Raw genomic sequence first — 17,113 nt, 5'->3', positions numbered from 1 at the left:
TTAACCTCTTTTTTTGCGAATTTTTTCTAAAATTTTGTCAGCCATTTCTAAACTGATTTCTGGTATAATTGCTAATTGTTCAGGTGTTGCATTTAACACTTTTCGAGGAGTATCATACCCAGCACTAATTAAGCTTTCTATAATCATTCTGCTGCTAACTTCTTCAATGGTAAGCGGCTCATCTAAAGTTGGATCATCGGCAGAAGCCATTTGTGCACGTTCAAGATTCATAGTAGCTTTGTAATGACTCATTTTTTGTATTTGTAGATCAGAGCCGCATAGCTCTCCGTTTAAACGAGCGTTTCTTCCTCCTTTACCAAGAGCTGCAGGGTAATCTTCATCATTAATCACGATAGTGATGACATTTCTTTGCTCATCAACGAGCATTTTCTTAATTTCTATTGGCGCTAAAGAGGATTTGAGTAAGGTGGTAGTATCGCTGCTAAAAGGGATAATGTCAATTTTTTCATTATTTAGCTCGCGTATGATATTTTTGACGCGATTTCCACGCACTCCTACACAAGCTCCAACAGGATCTACTTTTGGATCTTGGGAACTAACTGCAATCTTTGTGCGATAGCCTGCTGCACGCACTATTTTTTCTATAACAATTGTATCATCCGCAATTTCAGGAACTTCTTGTGAAAACAATTGTGCAACAAATTCAGGATGGCTACGAGATAAAACCACTTCTGCTCCGCCATTCTCTGTATCTCTTACTTCAAATAGAAGGGCCTGTACTCGATCACCTAAGTTATACTCTTCTGTTTTTGGATAAAATCGGTTAGGTAAAATAGCTTCAACTTTTCCTAAATCAATGATTAAGGTTTTTTCTCTAACAACTTTTTTCACCGTGCCTGAAACAATTTCATTGATCCGATGGCGGTATTCTTCATAAATCACATCTCTTTCTGCATGACGTAGTTTTTGAGAGATGATTTGACCTGCTGTGTGTGCGGCAATTCTACCAAAGTCTTGTGGAATAACAGAAATGTCAACAAACTGTCCTAGTTCACAATCGGGATGAAGCATGCGTGCTTCCGCAAGAGAGATCTCTTCTTCTGGAATAGTAACGAGCTCTACTACTTCTTTTTGGGCTGTTACATTAATATCTCCTGTTTTAGGGTTAACCTGTACAGAAACATTAATCAAACCACCTTGGATACTTTTACGAGCAGCTACGTATAGCGATTCTTCGATCGCAGAAATTACTACATCTCGTTTAATTCCTTTTTCTCTCTCAAGATATTCGAAGATTGCGACTAGATCTTTGTTCATCTTGCCTCTTTTTCTCTTAGTGTTTGCTTTTGACTTAAAATAATTAGTCAGAGTTAGTATTTGTTGTTTAAGATAAAATATATCAGCCCAGAACAAATTAAAAATTTTAACTTGTTCTGGGCTGTATTTTTACTCTTCTGAGGGATTGTTAGTTTCTTTTGAAGAGTTATTTTTACGCTTTTTATTGTGCTCTTTCTCTTCATCGATTGCATTCTCAAGAGCTTCCTCTAAAGAGTTTTTCTTACGCTTTTTGTCATGAGAATGGGCTTTATTAGATCCTCCTACGACAATATCATCTCTGTTAAACTTATTTTCGTCAATTAAGTGCTCTTTAATGGATAGGCCAATTTTTTTATGTTCGGGATCGAGCTTAATTACTTTAGCTGTAATTTCTTCTCCTTTATTAACTACTTCTTCTACTTTTCCAAAAGGCTGATCGGAGAGTTCTGTTACATGTACTAGAGCTTCAATTCCGTTAGGAAGCTCTATGAAAGCACCAAAGGCTGTGATTTTTGTAACAATTCCTTGAATTAAAGATCCAATAGGCATTGTTTTTTCAATACTCTCCCAAGGGTTATTGCTTAGCTGTTTTAAGCCAAGAGTGATTTTTTTACTCTCTTTATCTACAGATAAAATCACAGCATCTACTCGATCACCTTTCTTAAGCACTTCTGAAGGATGTGACACTTTTTTAATCCAGCTCAAATCAGAAATGTGAATTAACCCATCTACTCCTGGTTCTAGTTCTACGAAAGCGCCATAATTGGTCAAATTGCGGATTTCTGCATTAACACAGCAATCACAAGGGTATTTTTTTTCTACATCATCCCATGGGTTTTTCTCTGTTTGTTTAAGCCCAAGAGAGATTTTTCCTTCTTCTTTTTGAACAGAAAGAACAATAGCCTCTACTTCGTCTCCTTTATTTACGACTTCGCTAGGATCTGTTACATTTTTTATCCAAGACATCTCTGATACGTGAATAAGTCCTTCGATACCTGGTTCAATTTCAATAAAAGCCCCATAAGGAACAAGATTAACAATCTTGCCTCTTACACGTGTACCTGCAGGATACTTCTTTTCAATTTCTTCCCAAGGATTGGTTTCTTTTTGCTTCATTCCTAAAGCAACGCGCCCCTTTTCTTTATCCACATGCAGGATGATTACTTCTAATTCTTGTCCTAAAGAGACCATCTCGGAAGGGTGTTTAATTCTCTTCCAAGTCATGTCTGTGATGTGCAGCAGACCATCGATTCCATCTAGATCTAAAAAGACTCCAAAATCGGTGATGTTTTTCACACAGCCTTTGCAGATTTCCCTTTCGTGAATATTTTCTAAAAGCTCTGCTTTGCGTGAGATTCGCTCTTCTTCTAAAATTTCGCGACGAGATACAACGATATTTTTACGCTCTGTGTTGATCTTTAATATTTTAAAGTCGTAGCTTTGTCCAATAAACTCATCGAGATTTTTGATGCGTTTGTTATCAATTTGAGAACCGGGTAGAAAGGCTTCCATGCCAATATCCACCATGAGGCCACCTTTTACCTTACGAATGACTTTCCCTTTGACAATAGAGCCTTCTTTACAATGATGTACAATGTATTCCCATTGTCTTTGGCGACGAGCCTTTTCTCGAGAAAGCACGATTTGCCCATCTTCTCCTTCTGCCTGATCAAGATACACTTCAATTGAGCTGTTTTCATCGAGCTCTTCAGTGTCAGAAAATTCGTTGATTGGAACAAGTCCTTCAGATTTTAACCCTACATCTATGATCACAAAGTCTTTTGTGATTTCTACAATTTGACCTGTCAAAATTTGACCGGCATTCATTAACGCGACGGAACCTTTTCCGGCAACTTCCTCTTTTTTGTTGAGTAAATTTTTGAATTGTTTGGCTTCTTCCTCTTGAAACTCAACATCATCGATGATGTTGCTTACATTCCAGTCGTTTAATTCTTTGTTAGACATTTAAGGGTTTCTCCTGCGTTTTATTGAAAGGAGAAAGACTATCAAATGATTCGTAATAAAATCAATCGTAATTTCACTTCATTCTCTAGATAGAGGAGGGATGTAAAATCAGATTGTCAACTATTGCATGTTAGTTAAAATTAATCTTCTTAAAAATGTAAGCTTATAGATTATTATGAATAAAATTATTTTAAAATTTGGAGGGGCTGCTTTAGCCGATTTGGGATCTTTTTGTAGTATTAGCAAAATTATAAAAACCCAGCTAAGCTCTTATTCTGTTTGCGTTGTAGTGAGTGCAATGCAAGGAGTAACCGATCAACTCTTTCAAATGGCTAAGAAGATAGATCCCAGACCCTCTTTAAGAGAGCTAGATATGCTTGTTTCCACAGGGGAGGTTTTTAGCATGACTCTTCTAGCAATGGCTCTTCATAAAGAAGGGATAGAAGCTATTAGCTTAACGGGAGAACAGGCTGGTATTATTACTTCCTCATGCCATGTAAATGCAAAAATTATCGATGTGAATAAAGAGCGATTATCCAAGGAATTAGAATCTGGAAAAGTGGTGATTGTAGCTGGTTTTCAAGGGGTTAGTAAAAAAAAGGAGATTACAACTCTAGGCAGGGGAGGTTCTGATATAACAGCTGTTGCACTTGCTATTGCACTTTCTTGTGAGATGGTTCAATTTTATAAGGATGTAGAGGGAATTTATTCCATGGACCCAAAAACCTATCCTAATGCAGAATTGCTAAAAAACATTTCCTATGAAAAAGCTATAAAATTAATGAAAAATCAAAGTAAAATTTTACATCCTCGCTGCATTGCCTTAGCTGCAGCTCATCAAATCAGCCTACAAGTGCGCTCTTTCCTGCATCCAAATTCCATAGGAACTACAGTTAGTGATTTGAGCTGTGCAAAAAAATCAAATTTTTTGTATGAATGGGAGCATCTAAGCATTTAAGAGGTGCTATGCAAAATCTTCTGAAAAGATCGTCAAATGTTTTTGATGTAGTTACGATTCTTAATCAAAGCACGAAAGATGATGATCTCTTTTACTGTAGTAAATTACAAGATGCGTTAATGGAATGTTTTGCCTTTGAAGAAATAGAGAAAGGCAGTCTATTTAAGGATTTTATACAGAAATTACCGATTATTCAAACTTCTTTCAAAGGAAAAGGCCATTTTTTTAAGATTTCACTGCTCTCTAAAAGAATAGGGAATCCTGCAAAATTTTTTTATGAAATGATCGATCGCTGGTTACTTCCAGGAAAAAAAACTCATATTTGTTCTTTTTTCAGTTGTGATTTTATTTTTTCTTACTGTGATTCAGATCCTTTTTGCCTATCTGAAATGGTGATTTCAGCTAATGATGAGATAGAATTGAAAAAAATGCATAATAACTTCTTGTTTTTGCAGAATGAAATTCGCTTAGGTTCAACTTCTGTCTATCAGGCAAGTTGTATCTTAGAAAATAAAGGATTATCTGCAGACCAGAAAAATTTATTCATTCAAGAAAGAATTTCCTTACTGATTCAAAAAAGACCACAAGATTTTGATTATGATATCTTTCATCAAATGCAACATTTTTTATTTAATACAAGGCAAGAGTTTAAAGCGTATCGCGATTGTACGCATATGGCTCGGATTATATCGGTATTTTATATATTGAAACGTGCATTGGTTAGGCAAGCAGAAAATTGCTCAGCAGAGAGATTGATTAAAGTCAAATTACGCAAAACTTGGTTGCAATTGCCTTTAGGCTTTGAAAAAGTTTTGGGAGTATTTCTTGCTATTCATTTTCTGAACGATGATGAACAGTTTGAGCAAGTTCATTGTATGAGAATGATCAAAAGCTGTTTTCCTGAGTTTCATTATATTGAAGGATCTTATTTTTCTTATGAAGAAGGTCGAATGCATGTAATTTATTTAGAATTGGAAAAAAGAGATAGATCAGAAATTTCTTCACAAGAGCTAAAATATCTTAATGAAAAGCTCATAGATGAAGTAGAAAATGGCATTCATAGTTTAATGCACCCTCTATTTATCCCGCGTAATGAAGAAGAAGTGATGCGTAATGTGATTCTTTTATCCAAACAATTGCGTTATTTTCGTGATATTCCTCAGGTCATTATTAATTTTGATGAGCAGTTAGAAACAGATCTTTTATTTACAGTAATCCTTGTGCGTGTTCGTCAAATATTGGATCCGTCTATACAGCAGTTATTTAATAACTCCTCTCTTGTTTTTATTCCTGATCGAATTAAGCAGGTGGGCATATTAAGAAAAAAATATCCAAAAGAAGCTTCGGTTTTTCGTCTGCGAATTGCTTCTCGTTTTTTTATACGATCTGATCATCGAGTCGACTTATTTCAAGCGCGTCAATTTGTAGCAAGAGAGTTAGAAAAAGTGATTGGAGAATTTAGAGATTTTAATGGAGGAATGATTACTAAGCAGTATGAGCGTTTTAGCGAATTAAAGAAAGTGTGCTGCCGATTACAAAAACAAGAAAAACTGCTGTTAGAATATTTTTTTCATTCTATCTACCCTAAAGAACTCAGTACAATCTTTGACCCTTTGCGTTTAAAGGAATTATTTTTTCTGTTTTTAGAGCTCTTTGAGAAGAATAAAGATAAAAAAAACAATACACGATTTGTTCATCAAATGAAACCGGGTTCTTGTTTTTTTGTTTTATCTTATTTTGATCATTCGTTAAAATCTAAGGTTTTGGAAAAAGTTGCTCAACTACAAATTTCTTCTTCTCAGCTTATTGCGGTTTTATTCCGTGCTGCGGAATGGGATTATTTGTGTTATGGCTATTTAGAAGAGGATACACAAAAAAAAATATTATTTATAAAAACTATCCAAAACGCTCTTGACTTCTGAAATTTTTTACAAATGGCAAATTTCTACTTAAAATGAGTTTAATCTATGAAACGCTTTCCGATTCAAGTTATTCCTTCCATTCTTTCTGCTGATTTTGGCAAACTGGCTTTGGAAGCTAAAAAAGCAGAAGAATGCGGTGCAGATGCGTTGCATATCGATATTATGGATGGGCACTTTGTTTCTAACTTGAGTTTAGGGCCTAAAGCTGTTGCAGCAATGAATCGTGCAACAAATCTTTTTTTAGATGTGCATTTGATGATGTATAACCCTTACGATTACGTAGAACAATTTGTAAAAGCTGGCGCTGACCGAATTACTTTTCATTTTGAAGCAACAGAAAATGTAGAAGAAACGCTTCAATTTATTCGAAAGTGTGGAATAGAAGCCGGTTTAGCTTTTTGTCCGGAAACAAGCTCATCTATGATTGTGAAATTTTTAGATAAATGTGATTTGCTTCTTTTAATGACGGTAAACCCAGGGTATGGTGGACAGAAATTTATGCCTGAGATGCTAGAAAAGATTCAATTCGCACGTGATATTTGCAATCAGATGAAGTTGTATAAAGGGGGCAGATTTTTAAGTGATCTGCAACAAGAAAAAGTACCTGTGTTCCCTTTTGCCATTCAAGTAGATGGTGGGATAAACCATAAGACAGCTCGCCAATGTATAGAAGCAGGAGCGAATGTCTTAGTGTCAGGAAGTTATATTTACAGTGCACCAAATATGGCCCAAGCAATCACTAGTTTGAAAACTCTTAAGTAGTTTCTTATGAAAAAAGTAGTTATAATCGGTGGTGGAACAGGCAACTTTACCGTTTTGAGAGGATTAAAAGATTATCCTGTTAATTTAAGTGCTATTGTTTCTATGGCCGATGATGGAGGAAGCACAGGAATCTTGCGAGATGAGCTAGGAGTGCTGCCTCCTGGAGACGTCAGGCAGTGTTTAATTGCTCTTTCAAATTCTTCTAATATGATGCGCTCTTTAATGAATTATCGTTTTGAAAACGGGGGATTAGAAGGGCATAGCTTTGGAAATCTTCTTCTTTCTGCTCTAGAAAAGGTAACAGGTAGTTTTGAAAAAGCTGTAGAAGAGGTAGGTAAAATTTTATTTATCAAAGGTAAGGTTATTCCTGTAACCACTCATCAGGTGCGTTTAAAAATGCTTTTAAGCAATCGGAAATTGCTAGAAGGAGAAAGAGAAGTATATCTTTCTCACGAGATTGATCAAGGATATAAAAGCATTTATTTAGAACCCTTTCCCAAAGCAAACCCTCATGCAATTGATGAAATTATGAATGCCGATGTGATTATTTTAGGTCCAGGAGGGCTTCATACCTCTTTAATTCCTAATTTACTTGTCGAAGGGCTAAGTGCAGCTCTTTGCTCTTCTAATGCAAAAAAAGCGTTTGTAGTGAATTTAATGAATCGCAAAGGGCAAACCACCGGATTTAAAGTCAGCGATTATTTAGAAGAAATCGTTCGTTTTATTGGAAAAGATATTTTTGATTATATTTTAGTTAATAATGAGCCACCCCCTGAGGAATTGATAGAAGTCTATTCCGATGAGGGCCAAATTGTAGAAAATGATTTAAAAGATAATCGAATTATCGCTTCTCCTCTTTTAGGGGGGCCAAAAGAAATTCCTAAAAAAGATTTGTTAAAAAGAAGCCTTATTCGCCACGATTCTAAAAAATTAGCACAAGAGTTGATAAAAATTGTTAATTATCTTTGATCTTGATGATACACTAGTTAAGACATCTGATTGCATTACATATATATTGCTTGAGCGTAGTTTGCGTGCAATGGTCAATAAAGGTTTTAAAACACAGAACTTTAATCAGGCACTTTTTCTTCTAAGAGAGCTTAATAAGCAAGCTTCAAACGCAGAAGAAGCTTTAAAAAAATTTATTATTGGTATGCGTGAAAATCTTGAATTTATCAATATTGGTAAGGAGCAACTCACTAATTTTACATTAGATATGCCTATTTTCCCCTTAGAATTAGCTGTTGAAACCCTTTGTTTATTAAAGAGAAAAAAGCATAGTTTGTGTTTGGTAACAATAGGAAAAGATTCTTTACAGAGGCAAAAACTAGAAAAAGCTGGTATTGATCCAATTCTTTTTAGTAAGATCGTTGTATCTGAAGATAGAAATAAAAAACCTCATTACGAAAGACTTTTAGCAGAATTTGGCTATAGCCCAGAGCAAGTGATGGTTTGCGGGGATCGTATCTCTGTGGATCTTGAACCAGCAATACAATTAAACTGTAAAACAGTGCATATGTTATGTGGTAGAGGCTTAAACTCTAAAGAAAAAACATCTAAAGCTAAAATTACTTATCGTATTTCAAGCTTAGTGGAACTGGGCAACTTGAGAGAGCTTAGATAAACGATTTTAAACTAAACATTTTCATTTTGAAAATATGGAAAAAAATATGATAACAGGCAATCAAATTTCTCCTGGAATGGTTCTTTCTATTGATAGTAAAATGTATAAAGTAGAATCTTGTGTTAAAGTAACTGTTGCTAAAGATAATCCTTTTGTGAAAACAACGTTAAAAAATCTTTTCACAGCAGAGATATCGGAAAAAAATTTTAAACTCAATCAAGTTGTAGCAGATGCTGCTCCTCTTGAAAGATCTCTAGAGTACCTATATCTAGAAAAAGAAAATTATCTGTTTCTTGATATAGGAAGTCTAGAACAGGTCTTAGTTCCCTCTCAGATTATTGGTAATAAAGTAAATTATTTGAAAGAAGGCACCTCTTTAAAAGCTGTATTCTATGGCGATGCTGTTTTTTCTATTGAACTGCCCCAATTTTTAGAACTTGTTGTGCTTAAGACAGAAGAAATGGAATCGGCATTAAAAATGACTAATTCTACAAAAATAGCTTTATTAGAAACCGGGGCTAAAATTGAAGTGCCTGTTTTTATCGAATCTGGAGATATTATAAAGATAGATACACAAACAAATGAATACATCCAGAGGGTTTAAAGGAGGCATAAGAGTGGAGCTTAAGGAAATTAAAGATTTGATGACTGCTATGCGAAAAACAGGCATCCAAAAACTGATCATTAAAAAAAAAGAAGGAGATGAGCTGCACCTAGAAACGCAAATTGGTTCTCATACATCGCCTATTAGTTTTTCATCTGTAGAGCAGAATAAAGAGCAGGCTTTTTTCCATTCTCCTCCCATACATTCATCAGAAAAGCCTTCTTCTCTTGCAAAAGAAGAAAAACCAGGGCAACATATTACAGCTCCTCTAGTAGGGACATTTTATAGTTCTGCTTCACCAGACGATGAGCCATTTGTTAAAGTAGGAGATATGGTTAAAGAGGATACCGTTCTCTGTATTATTGAAGCAATGAAGGTTATGAATGAAGTAAAAGCAGCAACAAGTGGCAAAATTGCAGAAATTCTTGTAGAAAACGGGCATCCCGTAGAATTTGGAACTAAGATGTTCCGCATTGTATAATCAATTTTTTTTTTAAGTGTGTGGAATATGCAGAAAGTCTTAATTGCTAATCGAGGTGAAATTGCTGTACGGATTATTCAAGCATGTCATGACTTAGGTCTACAAACAGTTGCTGTGTATTCTCAAGCAGATGCAGAAGCGTTGCATGTGCTACATGCAGATGAAGCAATCTGTATAGGAGAGCCACCTCTCTTAAAATCTTATCTTAAAATACCCAATATTTTATCTGCATGTGAAGTAACAGGAGCAGATGCTATTCACCCAGGATATGGTTTCTTAAGTGAAAATGCAAATTTTGCTTCTATTTGCGAAAGCTGTGGGGTGAATTTTATTGGGCCTTCTTCTCAAGCGATTGCTCTTTTGGGGGATAAAGCTGGGGCAAAAGCCACCGCAAAAAACGTTAAATGTCCTGTGATACCAGGATCAAAAGGCGTGATTTTAGACGTAAAAGAGGCACTAAAAGAAGCCAAGCAAATAGGGTTTCCCATTTTTATTAAAGCGTCTGCTGGCGGTGGTGGTAAGGGAATTCGTATAGCTTATAGCGTTGAAGAATTTGTAAGACAGTTTTCTGCTGCAAAAACAGAAGCTGAAACCATCTTTAATAATGCAGATGTCTATTTAGAAAAAATGATTGTAAATCCTCGTCATATTGAGATACAGGTCTTAGGAGATAAATATGGAAATTACGTACATTTGGGGGAGAGAGACTGTACTGTTCAAAGGAGAAGACAAAAATTAATCGAAGAAGCCCCTTCTCCTTTATTAAATCCTTCTTTGCGTAAGAAAATGGGAGAAGCCGCTGTTGAGATTGTTAAAGCTGCTCATTATCATTCCGTAGGAACGGTAGAGTTTTTATTAGATGAGAATAAAGACTTTTACTTTATGGAAGTAAACACTCGTATTCAAGTAGAGCATACCATTACAGAAGAATTAACAAATATTGATTTAGTCAAGGAGCAGATTAAAGTAGCAATGGGCGAGAAGCTGAAGATCAAGCAAAAAGATATTTGTTTTGATGGGCATGTCATTCAATGTCGAATTAATGCAGAGAATCCTGCAAATCATTTCACGCCTTGCCCTGGAATACTAGAATATTATATTCCTCCTGTAGGTCCCCATGTGCGTATAGATAGTGCTTGTTATTCTGGTTATCGAATTTCACCTTATTACGATTCAATGATTGCTAAATTGATTGTGAAAGGAAAAGATCGTAAGGAAGCCATTGCAGTTGCTAAACGAGCTCTAAAAGAGTTTCATATCGGTGGGATAGATTCTACTATTGCTTTTCACTTATTTATGTTAGAAAACAAGTGTTTTCTAAATAATGAGTATTTTATCAATTATATTGATCTACTAATTGCAGAAGGATGTAATTTTACTAAACCCAAAGAATAAGTGTCTATATATTCTACCTTAGAATTAAATCTACTTATCATCCATAGATGAAATCCAGGATAAGATTGCTAAAGTAGCGATTCAATAAGAAACTGATTATAAAGATCAGGAAATTGTGATTGTTATGATTATGAAAGGTGCTGTTTGTTTGTTTGCTGATTTAATCAGAGATATTTCTTTACCTTGTGTAGCAGAAAGCATTCAAGTTAGCAGCTATCACGGAAAAACCAGAGGAAATTTGCAAGTAAAAGGAATAGAATCCTTAGACCTGTTCTCTAAGAGCGTGCTCCTTGTTGATGATATTTTTGATTCTGGCAATACAATTGCTAAAAAAAAGCCCAAATCTTTAAAATCCTTGGTTTTGCTTTCTAAAAATATCTCTGATTTAGAGTATCGACCTGATTACTTATTATTTTCTATAGAAAATCAATTTGTAGTGGATTATGGATTGGATTACAAAGAATATTATCGTGGATTGAAAGGAATTTATCTTTTAAAAACTTTATAAGCAATTTCAGATTAAAAAGGGAATTTACGTGAAAGGAATTATTCTTGCTGGAGGTAAAGGCACTAGACTTTATCCTATTACAATTAGTGTATGTAAGCAGCTTTTACCTGTATTTGATAAACCAATGATTTATTACCCTTTAGCTATTCTCATGCTAGCTGGTATTAAAGAGGTTTTAATTATTTCTACATTAGAAGATAGTTCACGTTTTCAACATCTTTTTAAAGATGGTTCAGATTTAGGGATTTCTATTTCTTATGCACTGCAAGGAAAACCGGAGGGGATTGCTCAGTCTTTTTTAATAGGAGAGTCTTTTATCAATCAAGAGAATGTAGCATTAATCTTAGGAGATAACATTTTTTATGGGCATCAGCTCTCTCAATTACTAAAAGAATCTTCTTCTTTTGTAGAAGGCGCTACTATTTTTGGCTATGAAGTAAAAGATCCCCATCGCTATGGAGTATTAGAATTTGATACAAACCAAGAAGTAGTTGATATTGTGGAAAAACCTCTTCATCCTAAGTCTAATTTTGCTGTTACAGGTCTTTATTATTATGATCATCAAGTAGTATCTATTGCTAAACAGTTAAAGCCATCTAAAAGAGGGGAGTATGAGATTACCGACTTAAATAAACTTTACTTAAGAAAAAAACAACTACAGGTCAAATTGTTCGAGCGTGGTTTTGCATGGTTAGATACCGGGACTCACGATGCGCTGCAACAAGCTTCTTTATATGTAAAAACAATTCAGGAAAGACAGGGGATTTATATTGCTTGTCTAGAAGAGATTGCCTATCAGATGGGTTTTATTGATTTAAATCAATTACAAAAAGCAGCATCTCTTTATGCAGATACCGATTATGGCAGACATTTATATAAGCTTGTACAAAAAGAAGAGACAAAACTAGCTAAGATATAGATTTAAAACGGGAGCGTTTTTTGTAAGGAGCATTTGTTTTTTTTCCATATACAACTTCATGTAGATCTTCGATTGCCATAAAAGCACTAGGATCTTCTCTTAAGACGATTTCTTTTAACTCAGCAAGATCTAAACGTTCAACTATTACAAAAATAATCTCTTTAGCATCTCCTGAAAAACCTCCTTTCCCATGCATAATAGTTAAGCCAAGGCCTAATTCATTAATGATTGCATGAGAAAGTTCTTTAGATTTTGATGACATAATAAGCACGGATTTTATCTCATCAAGGCCTACAATTACTAAGTCCATCATTTTGAAAGCAACAATATAGGTCATTAAGGATTGTAGGGCGATGTGCCAGTCTTTAAAAATCAATCCATAGGCGCCGAAAATAAATACATTTACAAATAGAACAACCTGTCCCACTGTAAATCCTTTTTTACGATTAATAATAATCGCTAAGATTTCCGTGCCATCCAAGCATCCTCCATGGCGAATAATGAGTCCAACTCCAACCCCTAAAATAGCACCCCCAAATACAATAATTTCTAAAGAATCCGCCATAAAAGGAGGAGATTGGCGTAGGACGCTTAAAAATCCTGCAAATAATAATACCGCAACTAGCATGTGTATTACAAAAGACCTACGAATATATTTATACGCAAGATAGATAAAAGGCAGGTTTAGAGCGATTAGAATGAAAGATAGATATCCATCGCTATATAAACGACCAAAGATTAGAGCAATACCTACAATTCCACCATCGATTAGCTGATTAGGGATCAGAAAAATCCTTACGGAAACTGCAGCTAAAAACGCTCCTATAGCTATCCAAAGAAAACTGAGTATATGATGCTTTGCAATTTTAAAAGAGGGCTTGCTCATGGTGTCTATAGATTTTTTTTTGCTTTAAAATACGATTTTAAGCAAGCTTTATAACCACTGGTATTTTACAAACGCGAGAGACGGGACTTGAACCCGCAACCTCCGCCGTGACAGGGCGGCGCTCTAACCAGTTGAGCTACTCCCGCAAATGTGACAGGTCTTGGGCGCAACAGGACTTGAACCTATGACCACCTGTGTGTAAGACAGGAGCTCTACCAACTGAGCTATGCGCCCCAAGCAACAAAGTACATAGTTTAAACACATAAGGGTTTTTCTGCAAGAAATTTTAAATAAAAAACCTAAAGCATTTGTGATCGTAAGAGATTCCTTAGAACGCGTAATTAATGAAAATGCTATTAGCCTGCTTAAGCGATTTAAAATTTTAGCTGATCGTGATAGAAATAGGCGGAAAAGGTTTGGTCTTCGGTTTAATCTCATTGCCGGCGTTTATAATCTGGAGCTACGTTAATGGGTTTCGAAAGAGGTCTATTGACAAATTCATAGATCAATTTTAGCGTGTATGTAACACTTTTGTGAGAATTTAAGAGTTGTACATGAAAAAATTATTTATCATCTTTTTTGTCTTATTAGGATGCAATCCCAGTTCTTATGAAGATTTTCAATTTGAAGGAAATGCTCATTGTAGAAAAATGCTTAATACGTTGAAATCTATTCAGGATCGTCAACAATTACTGCAAGCTCAACCTATTTTAAAACAACATTTTGAAGATTTAGTTGATTTAATGATAGCAGCTCGTAAATTTCAACAAAGGAGTTTAGAATCTAAAGAGTTTTATCCCTCTTTTTATAGTATTGCTTTAAAAGAAGAACTAAAAAGACTATATGAAATAGAAGGTGGAAGAGAAATTATAGAAAGAACGCAAAAGCAGGCATTTCTGCGTTTAGGTATGGTAGAAAGGCAAATTGCAAAAAAACAAGTTAAAGTTCGGTGAGAGTTAATTTGGAATTTACAAAATGCTCAAAAGGTTGCTTTCTTTCTGCAAGCAATGCTTTATCTGTTAACTGATTGACGTGAATAGGAACAGCTGTAACATATCCTTTTTCTAGTAAATATACATCGCTTCCTTCCTCTTCTTCATGTGTACTCCATTTGCCTCCTAGCCAATAATATTCATGTCCTTCTGGATGAAGTCTTTGTTCTGGATCTTCCATCCAATAACCCATTCCTTGATGAGCTAGTTTTATACCTTGAATTTTTTCTGCGTTTGGAAAATTTACATTCAGTAAAGTTCCTTGAGGCAGTGGTTGGGTTAAGCATTGTAAAGCAATAGGCTGCACAAATTCTTTAAACTGCTCATAATTGGGATTCTTATAATTGACGGAGGAAAAAGCAATTCCAGGGACATTTTTCATTGTTCCTTCAATAACAGCACCAACAGTGCCACTGTAGAGAATAGTTCTTCCTGCGTTGGATCCTCGATTGATTCCAGATAAAATGAGATCAGGTGTTCGATCTAAAATAGTGTGTAGCCCTAAACGTACACAATCTGCAGGAGTGCCTGTTACTTTCCACGCTTCTGGGTTGTTTGACCAAAGAACAGGTTGAATTTGTAAAGGGTTTCTTAAAGAAATACCAGCTCCTACGCCAGACTGTTCTGATGCAGGAGCTATGATAACAGTTTCTGCAAAGTTGCAAACAGCTTGATATAAGGCAAAAAGCCCTGGAGCTTCGATCCCATCATCATTTGTGATTAAAATGTAAGGTTTTTTTTGCATTATATCTCCTATAGTGTTACTGGAGGAATTTTATTTTCAGTTAATTTAGTAACTGCATAAATAGCAATTAATCCCACAAAAAAACCAGGGATCATGAATGGTATTTTAGCAGTAAAATAAGGCCAAATAGCTGCTGTAATGCCACCGGCTTAAAGTTCCTGTCCAAGCTCCATATTTATTTACTTTCTTCCAATATAAACATAATAGAATTAAAGGTCCAAAGGAACAGCCTAAACCAGACCATGCATACATTACAAGCGAATAGATGGTGCTAATTTTTGCATAAGCAATAAAAAAAGCAAGGAATGCAACTATAAGAATTCCTATTCGTGCAACCACTAACCTCTCTTTGGATTGAGCGTTTATAAAAATCTTCTGAAATATTAGAAGAAAGAACCAATACTTGAGCACTCATTGCGTTAATTGTAGCAGCTAGTACACCACATAAAATAAAACCTATTCTTGTTTTATTAGGGGCTAAGCGCCTTTGTTCTTTTCTCTTGATCCAATTAAATATGCTACGCGCCGTCACTCCAAAGATTTGACTTGCTTCTTCTTTTGAATTGCCTTTCTCTATATAGTCTCATGCTTTTTTTCTTAAATCATAGGAATATGCCATGTAAGCATCATACTTCTTTGTCGTGAAAGTTTAAAGTTAAATTTCTATACATACATAATTTGACAGGTTAAAACAGATCTTAAGGTTTTTTTAAAGCTTTTTGAGAACCGCAAATACGGGATGCTATTGCTAAATTATCAGCTGCATTAGGGAAACTCTCTTGTATGTTTTTTAAAATAGTCTTTACATTTTTACGCATAGATCTTTGACCTACTGGACATTGGCAAACAACTCTTGAAAATTCATAAAACTTAGCAAACTGTATTAAACTCTCTTCAGGCACATAAATTAAAGGTCGAATGATAGTAACACCATAATCGTGCATGGGAACTTTAGGCAACATAGCAGAGAATTCTGCTTTGTGCATAAGATTCATAAAAAGAGTTTCTATGCTATCATCGCGATGATGACCAAAAGCAATAGTTGTTGCTTGGACGCTTTTTGCTGTTTCAAAGAGAATTTTTCTTCTATTGCGCGAACAGGAATAGCATTGCAATGTATTTATATCCTGATCTACCTTCACAATTGTAAGAGGGACATCTAGCTTTTCGCAAATCCCTTTTAGGAAAGAGCTGCTAATTCCAGCTCCACAAGAAAAAGCTCCTCCAATATGAATAGCGTGTAGTTGGATAAGAGGAAACCCTCTTCCTAAAATTGCTTTGAGTAGAAATAATAAACTTAGACTATCTTTGCCTCCGCTTAAAGCAATTGCCAATTTATCAATTCCTTCTAATAGTTGATATTCGTATAGGGCCTTGCGAGATAAGCTTTCTAGTTTACGACCTAAGCCAGTCCAAGGAGGAGTAGCTAATGGAATAGGTAAAGTTGTCATATTTAAAGTCCTTAAGATTTTCAATGGCATTATTTCACGATTGCTCTTTTTGTGCGACTTAGGATATCCTAGCACCTATTTTTGAGGTAAACATGAATAAGACAGGTCGAAATGATCCCTGCCCTTGTGGTTCAGGAAAAAAATTTAAAAAATGTTGTGAAAGCAAAGGAAAAACCAAGACACTAAATTCAGAGCGAATTTCTCTACAACAGCCTTCAATGTCATCTGGAAAGGTTTCTTCTCTTTTTCAAAAAGCTAAGAGCGTCATGTCCTCTGAAAATAAAAAGCCAGATAATTCTTGAGGGTAAAACAGCTCTTTGCTATAAAGCTTTCATCTAATTGCTGGAGTAGCTCAACGGTAGAGCATCCGCCTTGTAAGCGGACGGTTGAGGGTTCGATTCCTTTCTCCAGCATTGTTTTCGAGGGGGGTATCGCATAGCGGCAATTGCAAGAGACTGTAAATCTCTCAGTCTTAGACTTTCGTTGGTTCGAGTCCAACTGCCCCCATTTTTCCTATAAAAAGTGTGTAAATAGCCACCAGAAAATTGTGATTTTAAAGACTATTCTTAGTTCAAAAAAAATCTAGAGATCATAAATTTTTTTTAAAAAGCGTGCCTATATTT

At 35.3% G+C, this 17,113-nt stretch carries 17 protein-coding genes, 4 tRNA genes and 3 pseudogenes; 15 read left to right on the top strand and 9 right to left on the bottom strand.

Features of this window, described 5'->3' with window-relative positions; translation table 11 throughout:
• Positions 1-1,278, bottom strand: coding sequence for a transcription termination factor NusA (gene nusA / locus RHAB15C_RS04885; RefSeq protein WP_194844853.1), 1,278 nt, complete (start codon positions 1,276-1,278; stop codon positions 1-3).
• A 267-nt stretch (positions 1,279-1,545) separates the two neighbouring features.
• Positions 1,546-3,243: pseudogene (gene rpsA / locus RHAB15C_RS04880) on the bottom strand (30S ribosomal protein S1); the annotation flags it as partial.
• Positions 3,244-3,418: 175 nt separating this feature from the next.
• Here rpsA and RHAB15C_RS04875 point away from each other — a divergent pair.
• The 10 genes and pseudogenes from RHAB15C_RS04875 to rfbA all read left to right on the top strand — a co-directional run bounded on the left by RHAB15C_RS04875 (position 3,419) and on the right by rfbA (position 12,416).
• On the top strand, positions 3,419-4,201 hold the full coding sequence (locus RHAB15C_RS04875; RefSeq protein ID WP_194844855.1) for an amino acid kinase family protein: 783 nt from the start codon (positions 3,419-3,421) through the stop codon (positions 4,199-4,201).
• A gap of 8 nt (positions 4,202-4,209) precedes the next feature.
• The gene (locus RHAB15C_RS04870) at positions 4,210-6,123 is read left to right on the top strand and encodes a hypothetical protein (protein ID WP_194844856.1); all 1,914 of its coding nucleotides are present in this window, start codon (positions 4,210-4,212) and stop codon (positions 6,121-6,123) included.
• 45 nt (positions 6,124-6,168) lie between these two features.
• A complete protein-coding gene (gene rpe, locus RHAB15C_RS04865) occupies positions 6,169-6,885 on the top strand; it encodes a ribulose-phosphate 3-epimerase (protein WP_194844857.1) in 717 nt (238 codons plus the stop codon).
• A 6-nt stretch (positions 6,886-6,891) separates the two neighbouring features.
• A complete protein-coding gene (locus tag RHAB15C_RS04860; protein ID WP_194844858.1) occupies positions 6,892-7,854 on the top strand; it encodes a gluconeogenesis factor YvcK family protein in 963 nt (320 codons plus the stop codon).
• The gene (locus RHAB15C_RS04855) at positions 7,838-8,509 is read left to right on the top strand and encodes an HAD family hydrolase (RefSeq protein ID WP_194844859.1); all 672 of its coding nucleotides are present in this window, start codon (positions 7,838-7,840) and stop codon (positions 8,507-8,509) included. The genes RHAB15C_RS04860 and RHAB15C_RS04855 overlap by 17 nt, the downstream gene beginning before the upstream one ends.
• Before the next feature lie 46 nt (positions 8,510-8,555).
• The gene (locus tag RHAB15C_RS04850) at positions 8,556-9,113 is read left to right on the top strand and encodes an elongation factor P (protein WP_194844860.1); all 558 of its coding nucleotides are present in this window, start codon (positions 8,556-8,558) and stop codon (positions 9,111-9,113) included.
• Complete coding sequence (gene accB, locus RHAB15C_RS04845) at positions 9,091-9,594, top strand: acetyl-CoA carboxylase biotin carboxyl carrier protein (protein WP_246587534.1); 504 nt, start codon at positions 9,091-9,093, stop codon at positions 9,592-9,594. The genes RHAB15C_RS04850 and accB overlap by 23 nt, the downstream gene beginning before the upstream one ends.
• Positions 9,595-9,621: 27 nt before the next feature.
• On the top strand, positions 9,622-10,989 hold the full coding sequence (gene accC / locus RHAB15C_RS04840; protein ID WP_194844861.1) for an acetyl-CoA carboxylase biotin carboxylase subunit: 1,368 nt from the start codon (positions 9,622-9,624) through the stop codon (positions 10,987-10,989).
• Positions 10,990-11,098: 109 nt separating this feature from the next.
• Positions 11,099-11,497 (top strand): annotated as a pseudogene (locus RHAB15C_RS04835) (phosphoribosyltransferase); the annotation flags it as partial.
• Between the two features lie 28 nt (positions 11,498-11,525).
• Positions 11,526-12,416, top strand: a complete 891-nt coding sequence (gene rfbA, locus RHAB15C_RS04830; protein ID WP_194844863.1) for a glucose-1-phosphate thymidylyltransferase RfbA — start codon at positions 11,526-11,528, stop codon at positions 12,414-12,416.
• On the opposite strand, the gene RHAB15C_RS04825 is transcribed toward rfbA, so the two are convergent.
• From RHAB15C_RS04825 to RHAB15C_RS04815, 3 genes are all read right to left on the bottom strand, one after another.
• Entirely contained in the window at positions 12,406-13,302 is an 897-nt protein-coding gene (locus tag RHAB15C_RS04825) for a YitT family protein (protein WP_194844864.1), read from the bottom strand. The genes rfbA and RHAB15C_RS04825 overlap by 11 nt on opposite strands.
• 72 nt (positions 13,303-13,374) lie before the next feature.
• A tRNA-Asp gene (locus tag RHAB15C_RS04820) sits at positions 13,375-13,448 on the bottom strand.
• Between the two features lie 15 nt (positions 13,449-13,463).
• Positions 13,464-13,536: transfer RNA gene (locus RHAB15C_RS04815), tRNA-Val, on the bottom strand.
• Between the two features lie 97 nt (positions 13,537-13,633).
• Here RHAB15C_RS04815 and RHAB15C_RS04810 point away from each other — a divergent pair.
• Both RHAB15C_RS04810 and RHAB15C_RS04805 read left to right on the top strand, forming a co-directional pair.
• A pseudogene (locus tag RHAB15C_RS04810) lies at positions 13,634-13,771 on the top strand (IS5/IS1182 family transposase); the annotation flags it as partial.
• Positions 13,772-13,856: 85 nt separating this feature from the next.
• Positions 13,857-14,255, top strand: a complete 399-nt coding sequence (locus tag RHAB15C_RS04805; RefSeq protein ID WP_194844865.1) for a hypothetical protein — start codon at positions 13,857-13,859, stop codon at positions 14,253-14,255.
• On the opposite strand, the gene surE is transcribed toward RHAB15C_RS04805, so the two are convergent.
• From surE to RHAB15C_RS04790, 4 genes are all read right to left on the bottom strand, one after another.
• A complete protein-coding gene (surE, locus tag RHAB15C_RS04800) occupies positions 14,242-15,039 on the bottom strand; it encodes a 5'/3'-nucleotidase SurE (protein WP_194844866.1) in 798 nt (265 codons plus the stop codon). The two genes, RHAB15C_RS04805 and surE, sit on opposite strands and share 14 nt — an antisense overlap.
• Before the next feature lie 105 nt (positions 15,040-15,144).
• Complete coding sequence (locus RHAB15C_RS07460; protein WP_350339540.1) at positions 15,145-15,378, bottom strand: sodium:solute symporter family transporter; 234 nt, start codon at positions 15,376-15,378, stop codon at positions 15,145-15,147.
• Positions 15,311-15,616 carry an IS630 transposase-related protein gene (locus tag RHAB15C_RS04795; protein WP_220716087.1) on the bottom strand — a complete coding sequence of 102 codons (306 nt, stop codon included), beginning with the start codon at positions 15,614-15,616 and terminating at the stop codon, positions 15,311-15,313. The genes RHAB15C_RS07460 and RHAB15C_RS04795 overlap by 68 nt, the downstream gene beginning before the upstream one ends.
• A gap of 121 nt (positions 15,617-15,737) precedes the next feature.
• Complete coding sequence (locus RHAB15C_RS04790) at positions 15,738-16,490, bottom strand: tRNA lysidine(34) synthetase (protein WP_194844868.1); 753 nt, start codon at positions 16,488-16,490, stop codon at positions 15,738-15,740.
• A 92-nt stretch (positions 16,491-16,582) separates the two neighbouring features.
• On the opposite strand from RHAB15C_RS04790, the gene RHAB15C_RS04785 reads away from it, so the two are divergent.
• From RHAB15C_RS04785 to RHAB15C_RS04775, 3 genes are all read left to right on the top strand, one after another.
• The gene (locus RHAB15C_RS04785) at positions 16,583-16,792 is read left to right on the top strand and encodes an SEC-C metal-binding domain-containing protein (protein ID WP_198424161.1); all 210 of its coding nucleotides are present in this window, start codon (positions 16,583-16,585) and stop codon (positions 16,790-16,792) included.
• A 39-nt stretch (positions 16,793-16,831) separates the two neighbouring features.
• Positions 16,832-16,903 (top strand) — tRNA-Thr (locus tag RHAB15C_RS04780).
• An 11-nt stretch (positions 16,904-16,914) separates the two neighbouring features.
• A tRNA-Tyr gene (locus RHAB15C_RS04775) sits at positions 16,915-16,997 on the top strand.
• The last annotated feature ends 116 nt before the right edge of the window (positions 16,998-17,113 follow it).

The sequence above is a fragment of the Candidatus Rhabdochlamydia porcellionis genome, from assembly GCF_015356815.2.
GTDB lineage: Bacteria > Chlamydiota > Chlamydiia > Chlamydiales > Rhabdochlamydiaceae > Rhabdochlamydia > Rhabdochlamydia porcellionis.
Note: the sequence above shows the minus strand (reverse complement) of the source record. Positions and strands in the feature narration are given on the sequence as shown.